The organism is Couchioplanes azureus (assembly GCF_014648355.1).
Classification (GTDB): domain Bacteria; phylum Actinomycetota; class Actinomycetes; order Mycobacteriales; family Micromonosporaceae; genus Actinoplanes; species Actinoplanes azureus.
In genome coordinates, this window is record NZ_BMQY01000012.1 from 164,473 (window position 1) to 178,127 (window position 13,655).

The following is a 13,655-nucleotide window of genomic DNA, read 5'->3' on the forward strand; positions in this document are numbered from 1 at the left end:
ACGATATACGCCGAATATGCCCGTACTGAACACCGCGGATCGATGCTTCATGTCACAGCCGGTGCGTTCCGTGTCACCGGCCGCCGTCAAGGAGACACAGTGAATCTCAGCTCTCGGTCCCAGGCTCTATCGATGCGGATGGTCGCGCCGGCCGCCGTCGGCGTCCTGCTGGCCCTGCCGGTCGCCGGCGCCGCGGTCGCCGCTCCGCACCAGGCGGCGGGCGCGCCGCAGCCGCTCGCCGCCGCCCTGAGCAACGGGGTGTGCGACTCGGGCGAGTTCTGCCTCTACCGTGACCGGAACCGCTCCGGGCCGGTCAAGGACTACCGGTCCGGCGCCGACGACACGTACTACCGGGGCAAGACGTGGCCCATCGTCGGCGGCGAGCTCGACAACACCGCGTCGTCGGTGTGGAACCGGACCGGGTGCGAGGTCCGCGTCTACCAGTTCGGCGACTACAACGGCAACGTCGCCGTGATCCCGGCGGGATCGTGGCGGAACTTCGGCGACACGCTGCTGGGTGACGACAAGGCCACCGCACACGACGCCTGTCCGTGACGGGGGCGGTGGGGCGGGGCCGGCACCGGCGCCCGCCCCACCGCATTCTGCGTCGCCGCGCGCGCTCACCGGCCGCCGGGAGCGCTTCCGCGGAATCGAACTCGCCGTGTTCATGATCAAACCGGAGGGGCCGCCAGCGCGGCGCGATCCCGTACACCGAATCACCCCGAGCCGACGGCGATACCTTCACACAGATGGCCGTCCCGCCGGCGCCGTGAGTATCCTCGCGGCGTGCTGGTACGTACCCGCTGGACCATGCCGCAGTCGCCGACAGCGCTCTGGCCGTTACTTTGTGACTCGCGGCTGGAGCTGCAGCCGCGGTGCCCCGTGTTCTACCTGGGCACACCCCGGCCCTCGAGCTGCCGTCTGCCGGAGGGCCCGGGTGAGATCGGCGCCGCCCGTCAGTGCGTCTCGGAGCAGGGCGTGGTGTGGCAGCGCATCACGACCTGGGAGCCACCGACTCGCCTCGCGTTCGAGATGGAGTCGACCGACCTGGGCTTCCACCGCTTCGTCGACACCCTCGCGGACGTGTTCGAGCTCGAGGCCACGGACGCCGGCACACGCATCACCAGGACCACGACCGTCACGGTGGGTGGCCGTTCCGCGGCCGTTCTCTACCCGGCGTTGTGGGTGGGCCTGAAGTCGGTCCACCGTTTCGTGTTCCGCAACTGGGAACGCATGGCGTCCCAGCCGCAGGAGATAGGTGCCTGACCGCCGGAGGAAACGGTGTGGCGAGCGTACGCGACGAACCCGGTCTCATCCGTGGGCGGCTGTGCGCCCCGCGTGCCGGCGAGGGTCACCAGCCAGCGGCCGTGCTCGACCGGCACGAGCAGCGCGGCCCCGGCCGGCCCTCTGGTCGGGACGTCCGGCGATGCCCGATATCGGCGTCCGCCGCCGACGATCAACCGGGCGCCGCGCCGGCGCCGTCAGCATCGCGGACCTGGGCCGGGGCCATGGTGAAGCCGGACCGACTTCCGCACGCCTGGGGGCCTCCGCTCCCGGCGCTCCCACCCGCGGCAAGCACTGCGTACCCACCGGCGAGACGCAGACGCTGTACGTGCAAACGGTCGCGCCCAGCGGCCGTCACGCGGCGCCCAGCTCGCGGGCGGTGCTGCCCTATCCGGACTGGTGCACCGCCAGCACCGACGGTTCCCCGGTCTCCGGATCGCGCACCGAGTCCTTCCGGATCACCGGGCTGTTGGTGAGGACCACCCGGATCGTCAGCAACGCCCCGGTACTCACCGGAGAGTTGAACCTCGACGTGAGGGACTACACCGTCAGCAGCGCCAACCTGCCCAACTGGCAGCACCAGATCGGCCTCTCCCCGTGGGACCCAGGGCTGGCATTCGGCGGCACCCGCCGCACCTTCTCCGGCTGCAACATCAACGCACCCACCGGCGCCACCGGCCCGAGCGGCGCCAGCGCCTGCATGATCCCCGAACGCGACAACCAACCCCTGGAGCACATCCTCGCCACGCTCCACCGCGCCAACCCCGACGACGACACCTGCATCCTCGCCGCCCGCCGCCTCCGCCCGGCCGGCGAACAACCGCCAGGACGCCTCCGCGGCTGATCCCACCACCACACCCCCGCCCCGGCCGGGCCACCATCGGCGCGTCGACCTGCTGCGCCGCGACCTCACCCTGCACACCCTCGTCAAGCTGCGGCACCAGGCGCAGCAGCACGCCCATGCGCCGAAACGTCTTAGGCAACAAGGGCAACCTAGCCATGATCGGCGCTCACATCGGCCGTGCGTCGATGATCGCTCGTGGCCGCGTATCGGAGGTGCGGCAACGGGAGTGCAGCTGCCGTGGCCACGTTCGCTCAGTCGCGGGCAGGCACTGCCGAGCCGCCGTCTGGAGGCGTCGCGGCATCCGCCTCGTCGAAGATTCCTTGGGTCATTGCGGCACCTCCCGAGTCCGGCTGGTGTCGACGTTGCCCGTGTCGTGGATGGGTTGTTCCCTCGAACGATCGTTTCCCGTTGGTCCGCTGTCTTCGGTTATCGCGCATGTGTCAGGGCATGTCCCGCGCGGAGCGCGGAGCCGCAGTGCTTGAACGATCCTGGGTGATCGTCATCGTGGTCACCTTCTGCGGTTGTCCTGGCTTTCCCGTGCGAACCTCGATCGGAGTTGCCGGGTGGTGGCAGGGTTCTCGGTGCGGTGACGGCCGGAGTTCCGAGTTTGCTGGTCGATGTGTTTCGTGAGGGGTCGCATGCTGCACGTACGGGTCATCGCGCCGGCGCGGACCGCCGAGGGGGTGCGAAGGTTGCTGGCCGCCGATGACGCGGTGGCCCATGTGGTGGTGCTGCCGGGCGCGGCGTTGTCACCTGCCGGGGACGTCATCGAGTTCGACGTGGTGCGCGAGGGCGCGAGCACCGTCCTGGAGCAGCTGCGCGGGCTGGGGTTGGAACGCGACGGGTCGATCGTCGTCGAACGCCTGGACGCCACGATGTCCGCGGCGGCTGATCGTGCCGCGCGGCGCACGCCGGGGCTGGGCGCGGACGCGGTGGTGTGGCACGAGATCGAGCACCAGACCGGTGAGGAGGCGGAGCTGTCCGCCTCGTTCCTGGCGTTCATGACGATCGCGATGATCATCGCGGCGGTGGGTGTGCTGCTGGACCAGCCGATTCTCATCGTAGGGTCGATGGTGGTGGGTCCGGAGTTCGGTCCGCTCGCCGCCTTGTGCGTGGGATTGGCGCGGGGCCGGCCCGCGTTGGTGCGCCGCTCGGTGCTGGCGCTCGGGGTGGGTTTCCCCTTCGCGATGCTGCTCACCGTCGGTGCGGTGTGGTTGCTGACGGCGGCGGATCTGGTCGGCAGGTCGATGCTGCTGGCGGAACGGCCGCTGACCGACTTCATCTGGCGGCCGGACGCGCTGTCCTGGGTGATCGGCTTCCTCGGCGGGGTCGCGGGGATCCTGTCGCTCACCTCGGCGAAGGCCGGCACCCTGGTCGGGGTGCTGATCTCGGTGACGACGGTGCCGGCGGCGGCGAACGCCGCGGTGGCACTGGCCTACGGGGTCCGCGAGGAGGCCGCCGGCTCGGCGCTGCAGCTGGTCATCAATCTGGCGGCAATCGTGCTGGCCGGTGTGCTGACCCTGCTGGTGCAGCGTGCGGTGTGGCGGCGCCCGGGTCGTTAGGCGCCGACGTGGATGCCGGGGCGGCGGTCGGGGGCGGGTTCGTGTTTGCGGATGATTTCCCGGACGACCGGGGCGGTGTCACCGCGGCCGAGCAGGAAGTAGCGGATCATGTGGACCAGTGGGCTGCCCTCGGCCCAGGCGAAGTAGCAGTGCGGGCGCACGCCGGTGGTGTCGCGCAGCGTGAGCAGGATCGCGGCGATGGCGTTCGGTGCGGCGGGGGCTTCGGCGCGCAGGATCCGGTGGCCACCGACCTCCACGCCGGGGACGGTGAGGGTGTCGCTGAAGTCGGACGGGTCGATGACGTCGATCTCCAGGAAGATCACGTCAGCGCGGCCGGGTACGGGTACTGGACCCCGTCCTTGACCGCCATGGCCCAAGAGGCTCCGGAGTGGGTCTGTAGCAGGTTCCGCCAGCGGCGGGCGTCCCAGCGCTTCGGTTCGGTTCCTTCGACAAAATCGATCATCGCATGGACGAATTCCTCAGGCGCCTCCCGGTGTGGGAAGTGCCCAACGCCGCGCAGAACCACCGACTGCGCCCCGGGCATCAGCTCGGCGGCGGCCTCGGCGTGCTCGACCGGGAGGACGTGGTCCTGGTCGCCCCAGACGACCAGCGTCGGCAGGCCCTGCGCCAGGTAGGCGCGGTCCCGCATGGTGATCAGCTGTCCGCGCCAATCCGCGACGTGCCGCAGCACATGCAGGAACGCCGCCCGAGCGGCTGGGTCACGCAGCCCGGTATGCACGGCGTAGGCCTCGTTCAGGTCGGCCGCGAGCGCGGCCGGCACGACTAGCCCGGCGGCCGCGCGCAGCGCACCGAGGGCCAGGCGGGACGGCGGCAGGTGGCTGAGCCGCAGCGCGACGGAAGCGCCCGGTAGGGTCAGCGCGCGAAACGCCACGCTCACCTGCGAGCCGAGCCCGCCACCGGCGACAATGACCAGCCGGTCGGTCCGCTCCGGGAACTGGTAAGCGAACTGCATCGTCACGCCGCCGCCGAAACTGTGACCGACCACGGTTGCCCGGTCGATGTCGAGCACGCCGAGCAGGTCCCGCATGCCGTTGGCGTACCCGCCGATGCTGTAGTCCGCCCGCGGCTTCGCCGACCGGCCGTGGCCGAGCAGGTCGGGCACGATCACCGTGTACCGCTCGGCGAGCGCGGGCGCGACGGTGTCCCAGGTGGCGCCGTCACACCCAATCCCGTGGACGAGCAGCAGGACGGTCGGGCCGGTGCCCAGCAGCCGGAAGGCGCGAGCGTGCCCGTGCACCTCGACCATCCGCCGCTCGGTCATCCGCGCAGCATAGACAGCCGACGTTTCGTGGCAGTAACCATCTCCTCCTCAGCCAGCCGCGTTCGCGCCCGCCTCTCGGCCACATCGCCGAGCGTGTCGGTCCCGGCCCACCCTGGACCTCAGCCCCCATGAACGGCTCGACCGAGACGAACCGCCTGCCATGGTAGGTATCCGCACCTCGGCAGATCCGAGCACTAGGACCCCTAGGCTTCATGCTCGTCTGTACGCAGCGTGAACGGGCGCGGGAGCGACCGTCGGCACCACCGGGCGGTCAAGATCCGCGAGTGGTGCTGGTTCCCACGAACATTACGGCGCGCACTGCTGGCAACGTGGCGCCGAAACTCGCGAACATCTGGCGCCGAAACTCGATTCTGTCCCGTGAAGAGTGAGCGATCTTCAGTTCAACGGGCAAGCAAGCTCGCTTCGCTTCGAACAGTCCTTCGCTTACGCATATCGACGGACCGCGGGTGCCCGGCGGATTGTCTGTGCCAGAAGAGGACGATCAGGCGGGCGCGTGCTTGGTGACGTGTACGAGAAATGGATCCAGTCCCACCTCTGCCCTCCGCTCATCCATACCCTCCGGGTCTTCGCACGGCCACGGCACCGGTGCGCCGTCGACGACGCCGGCGATCTGGGTGCCGTAGATCTGCCGTCGTCCCTCGTTGACCATGACTCGGTCCCGGAGCATCGCAAGGTGCTGCGGGTCTGCTTCACCCGCTTCCACGGCTTGCGTCATCAGCGTCAGGGCTTTTCGTTGCAGGTCCAGCTGCCGGTCGGCGTGCTGGGCCACCAACCAGGCCCGGCGCGCTGCCTCGACACCGACCGAACTGATCGTCGGCCATCCGTGGCTGTCCAGGATCTCGGCCAGCCGATCACCGTTGTGCACGGTGACGCGGCGATGCGCCAGTTGCGCGGCGAAGTCGTCGCCGAGGGCGCCGCTTTGCAGGTTCCGGTCCTGCTCCGTCATATCGATCAATTCCTGGGCCAGGGCGTCATCGGTCATGGCGGGGACACTAATACCTCATTCAAGACCGACGATGAGACCCCACCGTCAGATTGGTGGACATCGATGGCGCAGAATTGGTATAGAGCCGATCGAAGCAGCACGCCGACGAGCGCGGCGAGGCACTCGATTCGGCCAGGACCGCGCATCGCCCGTGGTACAGCGTCGCGGTTGACGGGTGCGTAGCGGATTGGCGCCGCGACACCAGTGGACGTCTGCTGTGGTGAGGGCAGCGAACCCGGGAGCTGTCCCACGAGCCGTGAAGAGCCCGGGGCCGAGCTGCCCTCCGAGCTCACCTCCACGGCGAGCGTCTGGATCTTCGGTCGCCCCATCGCCGCGGTCTCAGTCGTCGGCCGACGGGCGGCGGACGGTTCCCGCAGGTGCTTGAAGGACCGCCCTGATCCTCTGCATGATGTCGTGCGGTTGCTCGGCGTGGGGTTTTCCGGACAGGTCGTCCATACGGGATGCCCGGCGGCGGGCCCGGCATCCCCTGATCGTCCCTGGCCGCTGCACCCGGGCGGAGCGGTCGGTGTGACCGATGTCGCATGGGGGTATGTCGGCTCGCATGACTGCCGGACCGGTCGACCTCGCCGGGCGCTACCACCTGGGTCAGCCGCTGGGCACCGGCGGCATGGGGCAGGTATGGGTGGCCCGCGACGAGGTCCTCGGTCGCGACGTGGCCGTGAAGGAGATCGTCCTCCCGGCCGACCTCGTTGCCGCTGAGCGTGGCGCCGTGCACCGGCGCATGCTTCAGGAGGCGCGGGCCGCGGCCCGGCTCAGCCACCCCAACGTGGCGCAGGTGTACGACGTCTTCGAGAACGACGGCAGGGCCTGGATCGTCATGGAGTACGTCCCGTCGCGCTCGCTGCAAGAGGTCATCCACGAGGACGGCCCTCTGGAGCCACGGCTGGTGGCGGTCATCGGGCTCGAGCTGTTGGACGCGCTCGAGGCGGCGCACCGCGCGGGGGTACGGCATCGCGACGTCAAACCGGCGAACGTGCTGCTGGGCGATGACGGGCGGGTGGTGCTGACCGACTTCGGCATCGCCTCCATCGACGGCGACAGCGTCATCACGACCAGTTCCGAGCTCGTGCTCGGATCACCGCAGTACATGTCGCCGGAGCGAGCTCGGAACGGTACCGCCGAGCCGGCATCGGACCTGTGGTCGTTGGGGGCGACGCTGTACGCCGCGGTCGAGGGCCGCTCGCCGTACCAGCGCCCCTCGGCGGTGGGGACGCTGACCGCACTGGCAGTCGACGAGCCGGACACGCCACACCGGGCCGGGCCGCTGCGGCCGGTCCTTGACGGCTTGCTGCGTAAGGATCCCACCGAGCGGATCGACGCGGCGGAGACGCGGCGCCGCTTACACGAGGCCGCCGGCGAGCCGGACACCGACGAGCCCGCCTCGGCGGAACCGGCCGGAGCGGAACCGGCCGGCGCGCAGCCGGCTCCTTCGGCAGCACCGGTTGACGCTGAACCCGTCGTCGACGGCACCGCCGTGCCACCCGACCGCGCCGCCATACGCGGGCCACGCCGCCCTCGGCGGGCCGTGCTGCTGGCGTCGCTGGTCGCCGTGATCGTCCTCCTCGTCGGCGCGGCGACGGCGTGGCTGGCGACACGCCCCGACACCTCGACCAGGGCGCAGCCCCCACCTTCGACGACGACCTCGGCAGCCGCGCCGTCCACGGCCGCGCAAACCCCGGCCACGCCAGCCGTCCCACCGGCCGCCCCGGAGAACGCCACGGCGACCGCCCGCCCCAGCGGATCTGGCCTGCCGCCGCGGCCGGACGGGTGGCGCGACTACCGGGATCGCACCGGATTCGCCGTGTACGTGCCGAAGGGCTGGAAGCAGTCACGCGAGGGAACCATGGTCTACTTCCGTGACTTCGGCACCGGCCGGGTCCTGGGCATCGATCAGACCGACGACCCGCAGTGGGATCCGGTCGCCGACTGGCGCGGCAAAGCGGCGTACCGCGTACAGGCGGGCGACTTCCCGGATTACGAGGAGATCCACATCCGCGAGGTCCGGTACTTCCGCAAGGCCGCGGACTGGGAGTTCACGTTCGACGATGGCACACGCCAGCACGTCAACAACCGGGGCTTCATCGTGTCCGCAAACCGGGCTTACGGCATCTACTGGCAGACTCGCGACGCCGACTGGGATGACGCCCGCACCGACCTGGAACTGATCTTCGACAGTTTCCGACCCGATGGAAACAGCCGCTGACACTCCAACAGCACCCGTCACCTCGTGTAGGGAGCGAGTGCCCGCCGACATCCGGCCCGCCGAGACGAGTTCGCCGGATCCCTAGGTAGCAGTGTGCCGCCTAGGCCATCCACGACCATGGTCGCGCCGTCTGGAGCACCGACCCAGCCGAGGAGCTTGCCGAACAGCAGTATCGTCAGGAAAGGGACGATGATCTTCCGTCGCTGGCGTCGGCCAAGGCGATTTTCAGCACCGAACTGGCCCGCCGCAACGGTCATGACTGGGTTGGCGGCCGCCGCCGTCGTTGCCGGGATCGTCGGTTACCGCCGCCGCGACCTCCACACCTGATCGGCCGGGCCTGCCGCTGCGGCAGCCGGGTCTCGCCGTGCGCTCAGGGGCGCTGCGCCGGTCTCGGCTGGCCGAGACCGGCGGCAGCTCAGCTCAGGTTGAGACAGGCGAGGCGGGCGCCAGCCGTACCGGCCTTGCCCGGCTCGGTGTGGGTGTGCTCCGCGTGCAGGACCAACGAGCGGGGCGGCGTGCGGAACACCCACTTGTTGAACGAGCGTGAGATGCCGTTGCCTGCCGCGTCGGTGTGCACGTCCAGCCAGACCTCGTTCTCCGGGTTGGCGAATGCGGGATCGGTCGATGGCTGAACGGGGTCCGGCACCTGCTGGTAGTGGGGACCCGCCGCCGCCGGAGACGCTCCGCAGGCATTGGCGTGCAGGTGAGCGCCGTAAGTCTGGCCAGGCTTCAGACCCTGGACGAACAGCAACGTACGGGTCCGTTTGGGTCCCGAGACGGACCACACGGCCACGTGGGCGCCGGACGGCACGCGGGCGGCGTCGTAGCTGTAAGCGCCGCCGGCCCCGGCGGCGTTGGGAGCGCCGACTGCATGCAGCACGCTCAGTCGGGGCACCGCCGCGGCTGGGGCTGGCGACAGGGCCAGTACCGCCGCGGTAGCCCCCGCGCCAGCCAGCACGGATCGCAACATGAACCTCATGGACGTCATCTCCCTGCATCCGGGTGCCTCCGGACGGCCAGATCCGACGCGAGCGGGTGGGGGCTCGTCGGTGAACAGATCTGCCGGGCACCTACATCACGATCAACGAACCGGAGCGGCTCCCGGTTCACCGCAACGGCCGCCGATCGACGTCGGGGCGGGCCGTCTCACCGGAGCAATCGGCCAGTGTAGGCCTTGCGCAGAGGCACTTGGCTAGACGCAGGTGGGCGATCCGCGGTCGCCGCCGTCACCAGAAAAGCCCTGACGGTCCACAGACCTAGATGCATTGCGTACGGCGGGGAAGCATCGACGATCGTCAGCCGGTTCCCCGCAATGCTCGCCAGCTGATGACACGCAACAAGGGATCGCATGGCCGAGGATCCCGGTCCCGAAAGCCATTAGCGCAACGCTCGCCAGTGTCGCCAAAGCGCTGGGTCTGACCAGATCAAAATTTGCCGAACTTGACGAGCTCCGGAGTTCCCATCCGCGAGCTGGACTGCCGTGGTCGGCCGACGAGGATGCCCAGCTCATAAGCTGTTATCGGGCGACGCTTCGCTGCTCGAACTCGGCAACGAGTTCGAGCGCAACATCGGCGGTATCGCCTCGCGCTCGAAATTGCACGGGTTTCGGCTCCCGTCAAGACGTGATCGCACCGACGACGATCCGAGCCTCGACTACGCGGACATCAGCGAATCCGACCGGACTGGCCGTGACCGGAGAGGCGTGCGCAGCCATCCCGTCACGCTCGACCCGCCCACCGTGGGAGCGGCGCACCGTGGTGCAGGCATCCCGTCGCGCAAGCTTCGCTCGGCCGTGCCGCGCCTGCCCGGTCCAGGTGGAGCGCCCCACTGGACGTACGACCTGGACCGGGCAGGCGCGGTCTGGTTGCCCCCGGTGCGCGATGGGTCGCCGTCGGCTGGGCATCCCGGAGCCGCCCGGGTTCAGGGCTGGAAGCCCTGACCGCCGGAGGCCCAACCCGGGTCGTAGGGCCGGAGGCCCTACCCGCCGGAGGCATCCGTACAACGGAGATCCGCGATCATCCTGCGGAACCTAAACTCAGCAGCGTATGTGCCGGTCGCCGGATCGAGTGCGGAGCGCGTATGCCGGAGAAGTCCGAGGGAGTCAGGCACCATCATTGGAACGTCGTTACTAGCATCGCCGCGGTGGTCGCCGCGGTGGGGATGGTGTACGTCCTCCTCGTCCTCCCTTATCCGTCGCGAGTGGCCCACATAGGGCCAGGGACCAAGGCGGTCATCGCAGTAGCCGTCGGGTGTTGTGGTGCGGTGTTCGGTGTGGTGCTCCGGTTGGTGTCGGGCAGGACCGCGTCGATCGGCGAGTGGGTCCGCCGGGCATGCGCTGGTGTGGTTCTGCTGACTCCCGCTCTCGTGTATGTGACGTTCGCTTTCAACGCGCCTTACGTGACCCGTGGATGTGGCTCGCTGATTGCCCCCCTCACTCACCCAGGCTGGGACCCTACGGAGTTCCGGGCTCTCTGCGGGCCCCGCGCCCAGGGCCGGCTGCTCCGAGCGGTTGTCTGGGCAGGCATCGCGTTTGCGGTCGCCGTGGCGTACGGCCTCTGGCTGCGCCGACGGCGAGGCGTCCGCGCAGTCCCACAACCTAGCGCGCCGGGTTAGCAACCCGGTTCGGACGTTGCAGAGCCTCGTTCTTGACACGGACGAGGTCTGATCGCCGTTGGTCGCGAGCGGACTCGAGCGTCTCGCATAGGTGCTTCAGGCGATGGCTTTCTACAGCGACCGGTGGAGTATCCGAGTTAAGGCTGCTGCGGCCGCGCTGGTGGCGACGAACCAGGCAAGGTAGTAGAGGTTCCCAACATCGGTGAAGGGCGAATCGAAGGCCTTGATGGAGGTGAAGATACGAGCGGAGTCGGGCGTGTCGGCTAACGTACTGGCGCCCAGGCCGAGCGCCGCGCTCTGGGCCACGAGCAGGACTGCTGCAGACGCGGCCTGCACCTTCCAGAGGGTGCCCAGGATCCGCGGGCGAGTGCCGCGCTGCTCGCGGAGCAGGCACAGGGTGGCCGCAGAGACAGTGATGATCGCGAGGATCGCCACGGACCACGCTGACGCGAGGACCAGCGTTCTGGTGTGCCGCAGCTGCGACAGCTGCTGTGCCACGAAGTCTGCACCATCGGGAGCGCATACCGGTACGGACCGGCACTCACGCTTCGCAAGATCGCCCTCGCCGGGCAGCGGGAGCAGCATCTGACGGACGTAGGCGCCTGTCGTGAGCCAGGCGAAGATGACAGTGCAGGCAGCGGCGAAGGCCCAGCCGCCTGCGAGGGACCACAGAGCTCGGCGGCGGCTCGTCGGGAGGTCAGCCAACGTTGACCGCCTGTGGCCAGGTGCCGACCGGGGGCCCCGAGAGCTTTTCCACGTTGTTGATGGAGGCGGTGGCGTCCCGGGCGTTCTTGAGCAGGTCCACCACGCGGTTGGCGATGTTGAAGAGCTGGTTCAGAGCCTTCTCGACCAGGTCGCCGGCTGCGTCCGCGACGGCGTTGATGGCTTCGATGATCCCGAAGACGGAGGCGGCGTCGACGGCCGCCTGGGTGATGGCGCCGGCGATCAGTGAGACGTATTCGCCCATCTTCACTGCGTAGTCGACGTTGGCCTTGGCGATGGTGAACAGCCAGGTGCTGATGAAGTCCGCCTTGGTGGCCATGTCGCTGGCCGCTGCCTGCTGGAAGGACAGCTTGGCGTTGTACGCGTCGGCGGCCTGGCCTTTCCAGTAGACCAGCTTGTCGCCCTTGACGGGGACCCGGCCGGCAGCGCCCGAGGCCGGCTTCTGCACCTGGTTCAGCCAGTCGAAGCTGGTGAGGATGAGGGAGACCACGGGAGTCGAGTGCTCGACTACGTACTGCGCCTTCTCGACGATCTTCCGCAGTCCCTCCTGGGCACCCTCGAGTTTCTCTTTGACCCAGAGCAGGACGGCGCCCCCGAGCAGCCACCGCTTCTCGTTGATCTCGCCAACAAGCCGGTTGAAGCCGTCGATGATCTGTTGCACACCGGTTCAGGCCTTCGGGGGTGATCGCGGGATCCGGGGCCATGTGCTGCTCCTCGCCTCAGAGGTTTCCGTAGATCTTCGTCAAGGTCTCGGCGGACACCTCATCGCTGCCGTCATACTCGTCGGCGGCCCGGTTGAGCGCCCCGGCGATCTGATCGAACTCGGCGGCACCCTCGCCACAGCGGTCCTGCACGAACTTCTGGTAGCCGGCGTAGATCGGTGCCGCGGCGATGGAGATGCCGTCTCCGCACCAGAACGCGCTCGTGTCCAGGGTCAGGTTTGCGACGTTGCCCGCCACGGTGTGCAGCTCGTCCGACAGGGCGAACCACTTCTTCGCCTCCTGACGCAAAGCGTCGGTGACGACCTCGGTCTTACTCATGCAAGGGTTCCTGTTCCGCTGGGGTAGCCGTCAGTCGACAGCGTGAAAGGCCGCGAGCGCGTCGGCGGCGAGCCGGGTCGGCGATTCCTGCAAAGCGGCAAGCGTGTCGATCTGCACCTGCGAGATCGTGAACCCGCTGACAACCAGGCGGACCAGACCCGCCGGACCTGTCACCACCCGCTGCGTGACCTGCCCTTCCGCCAGCCGGTGCGAGGAATTCAACGTGTCGTCGATGCGATCAAGCCGCCGTCGCAGGCTCTCGAACCACGCCGCATCGTCGCCGTCGTGAAGCTCTTCCGCAGGCGGCGGCACTCGCCCGGACGACTGATCGCTTACGGATGTGGGATCGATCCTGGCGGCAGCGTCAACAAGAGCCGCGCGATACGCGCTCAGCGCGGCATCCTGCAACCCGGAGGGCGTCAGCTCATCGCGCCACCAGGCGCTGATCAGTACATCCGTGACCCGTCCGCGACGATCCATCCGTACGACCACAGCCCTCGTCGGATCGCGACCTTCCACCTCGGGCTCCGCGTCCGCGTCGAGGACGGTGCGACGAGCCGCAGCCGCTCGTAGCTCCTCATCGCTACCGAGGACATCGAGCGATACCAGCTCATGACTGCTCGCCACTACTTTCGCACCTGAGTCGATCATCGCCCGGCATACTAGCCGCTCTCGAAACCGCCCCGGGGTTCCGTCACGAAGCGTGACACCGACTCAGGCCGGCTTACGACGGCGCATGACCGCACAGGCATGGTTGCTGTTGGTGAACTCGGCGACGTTGACCAGCTCCCACCCGTACGGCAGCAGCATCTCGGCACCGGCCAGGGCGGCGCTCAGGTTTTCCATGCCGGTCCCTCGCTGTGACACCACACCGAGCAGATGGAACGGGTACCCGTTCAGGTCAGCTCGCCCCTCGAACAGAGCCTGAGCGGTCACCAGCCGTGAGCCTGCGATCATCTCTGCTGTCTCTGCTCTGACCATGTGGTCACTCTAGAGAAGCCCACGGACGGAAGCCGCGTGTCGTACCCGCCCTTGCGGCGTCTCGCGAACCCTCGGCGAGGGCCGCGCCCCGCATTC

At 68.9% G+C, this 13,655-nt stretch carries 13 protein-coding genes and 1 pseudogene; 5 read left to right on the top strand and 9 right to left on the bottom strand.

Going from position 1 to position 13,655, the window contains the following annotated elements:
- The first annotated feature begins 132 nt into the window (after nt 1-132).
- The 4 genes from IEY99_RS30590 (at nt 133) to IEY99_RS30605 (ending at nt 3,690) form a co-directional block, all read left to right on the top strand.
- Nucleotides 133-555, top strand: coding sequence for a peptidase inhibitor family I36 protein (locus IEY99_RS30590; protein ID WP_189207577.1), 423 nt, complete (start codon nt 133-135; stop codon nt 553-555).
- Between the two features lie 231 nt (nt 556-786).
- A complete protein-coding gene (locus IEY99_RS30595) occupies nt 787-1,266 on the top strand; it encodes an SRPBCC family protein (RefSeq protein WP_189207578.1) in 480 nt (159 codons plus the stop codon).
- Nucleotides 1,267-1,612: 346 nt separating this feature from the next.
- Nucleotides 1,613-2,128 carry a hypothetical protein gene (locus tag IEY99_RS30600; RefSeq protein WP_189207579.1) on the top strand — a complete coding sequence of 172 codons (516 nt, stop codon included), beginning with the start codon at nt 1,613-1,615 and terminating at the stop codon, nt 2,126-2,128.
- 626 nt (nt 2,129-2,754) lie between these two features.
- The gene (locus IEY99_RS30605; protein WP_308427101.1) at nt 2,755-3,690 is read left to right on the top strand and encodes a DUF389 domain-containing protein; all 936 of its coding nucleotides are present in this window, start codon (nt 2,755-2,757) and stop codon (nt 3,688-3,690) included.
- Here the strand turns inward: IEY99_RS30605 and IEY99_RS30610 are convergent.
- The 3 genes and pseudogenes from IEY99_RS30610 to IEY99_RS30620 all read right to left on the bottom strand — a co-directional run.
- A pseudogene (locus IEY99_RS30610) lies at nt 3,687-4,046 on the bottom strand (amino acid transporter); the annotation flags it as partial. The gene IEY99_RS30605 and the pseudogene IEY99_RS30610 sit on opposite strands and share 4 nt — an antisense overlap.
- Nucleotides 4,010-4,972, bottom strand: coding sequence for an alpha/beta fold hydrolase (locus tag IEY99_RS30615; RefSeq protein WP_189207580.1), 963 nt, complete (start codon nt 4,970-4,972; stop codon nt 4,010-4,012). The gene IEY99_RS30615 and the pseudogene IEY99_RS30610, both read right to left, overlap by 37 nt.
- A gap of 502 nt (nt 4,973-5,474) precedes the next feature.
- Nucleotides 5,475-5,975, bottom strand: a complete 501-nt coding sequence (locus IEY99_RS30620; RefSeq protein WP_189207581.1) for a DUF6624 domain-containing protein — start codon at nt 5,973-5,975, stop codon at nt 5,475-5,477.
- A 565-nt stretch (nt 5,976-6,540) separates the two neighbouring features.
- Here IEY99_RS30620 and IEY99_RS30625 point away from each other — a divergent pair.
- A complete protein-coding gene (locus IEY99_RS30625; protein WP_189207582.1) occupies nt 6,541-8,202 on the top strand; it encodes a serine/threonine-protein kinase in 1,662 nt (553 codons plus the stop codon).
- A 415-nt stretch (nt 8,203-8,617) separates the two neighbouring features.
- Here IEY99_RS30625 and IEY99_RS30630 read toward each other — a convergent pair whose 3' ends face one another.
- The 6 genes from IEY99_RS30630 to IEY99_RS30655 form a co-directional block, all read right to left on the bottom strand.
- Complete coding sequence (locus IEY99_RS30630; RefSeq protein WP_229799388.1) at nt 8,618-9,181, bottom strand: superoxide dismutase family protein; 564 nt, start codon at nt 9,179-9,181, stop codon at nt 8,618-8,620.
- A 1,745-nt stretch (nt 9,182-10,926) separates the two neighbouring features.
- A complete protein-coding gene (locus IEY99_RS30635; protein WP_189207583.1) occupies nt 10,927-11,313 on the bottom strand; it encodes a hypothetical protein in 387 nt (128 codons plus the stop codon).
- 199 nt (nt 11,314-11,512) lie between these two features.
- Nucleotides 11,513-12,199, bottom strand: coding sequence for a hypothetical protein (locus IEY99_RS30640; RefSeq protein ID WP_189207584.1), 687 nt, complete (start codon nt 12,197-12,199; stop codon nt 11,513-11,515).
- Between the two features lie 58 nt (nt 12,200-12,257).
- Complete coding sequence (locus IEY99_RS30645) at nt 12,258-12,578, bottom strand: PE domain-containing protein (RefSeq protein WP_189207585.1); 321 nt, start codon at nt 12,576-12,578, stop codon at nt 12,258-12,260.
- 30 nt (nt 12,579-12,608) lie between these two features.
- Complete coding sequence (locus IEY99_RS30650; protein ID WP_189207586.1) at nt 12,609-13,229, bottom strand: hypothetical protein; 621 nt, start codon at nt 13,227-13,229, stop codon at nt 12,609-12,611.
- A gap of 63 nt (nt 13,230-13,292) precedes the next feature.
- Nucleotides 13,293-13,514, bottom strand: a complete 222-nt coding sequence (locus IEY99_RS30655; protein ID WP_229799389.1) for a transcriptional regulator — start codon at nt 13,512-13,514, stop codon at nt 13,293-13,295.
- Nucleotides 13,515-13,655: the final 141 nt, after the last annotated feature.

What these genes read in the sequence shown, in the direction of transcription:
- IEY99_RS30590 (WP_189207577.1), top strand. Translation starts at nt 133, where the DNA reads ATGCGGATGGTCGCGCCGGCCGCCGTCGGCGTCCTGCTGGCCCTGCCG.
- IEY99_RS30615 (WP_189207580.1), bottom strand. Translation starts at nt 4,972, where the DNA reads ATGACCGAGCGGCGGATGGTCGAGGTGCACGGGCACGCTCGCGCCTTC.
- IEY99_RS30620 (WP_189207581.1), bottom strand. Translation starts at nt 5,975, where the DNA reads ATGACCGATGACGCCCTGGCCCAGGAATTGATCGATATGACGGAGCAG.
- IEY99_RS30625 (WP_189207582.1), top strand. Translation starts at nt 6,541, where the DNA reads ATGACTGCCGGACCGGTCGACCTCGCCGGGCGCTACCACCTGGGTCAG.
- IEY99_RS30630 (WP_229799388.1), bottom strand. Translation starts at nt 9,181, where the DNA reads ATGAGGTTCATGTTGCGATCCGTGCTGGCTGGCGCGGGGGCTACCGCG.
- IEY99_RS30645 (WP_189207585.1), bottom strand. Translation starts at nt 12,578, where the DNA reads ATGAGTAAGACCGAGGTCGTCACCGACGCTTTGCGTCAGGAGGCGAAG.
- IEY99_RS30650 (WP_189207586.1), bottom strand. Translation starts at nt 13,229, where the DNA reads ATGATCGACTCAGGTGCGAAAGTAGTGGCGAGCAGTCATGAGCTGGTA.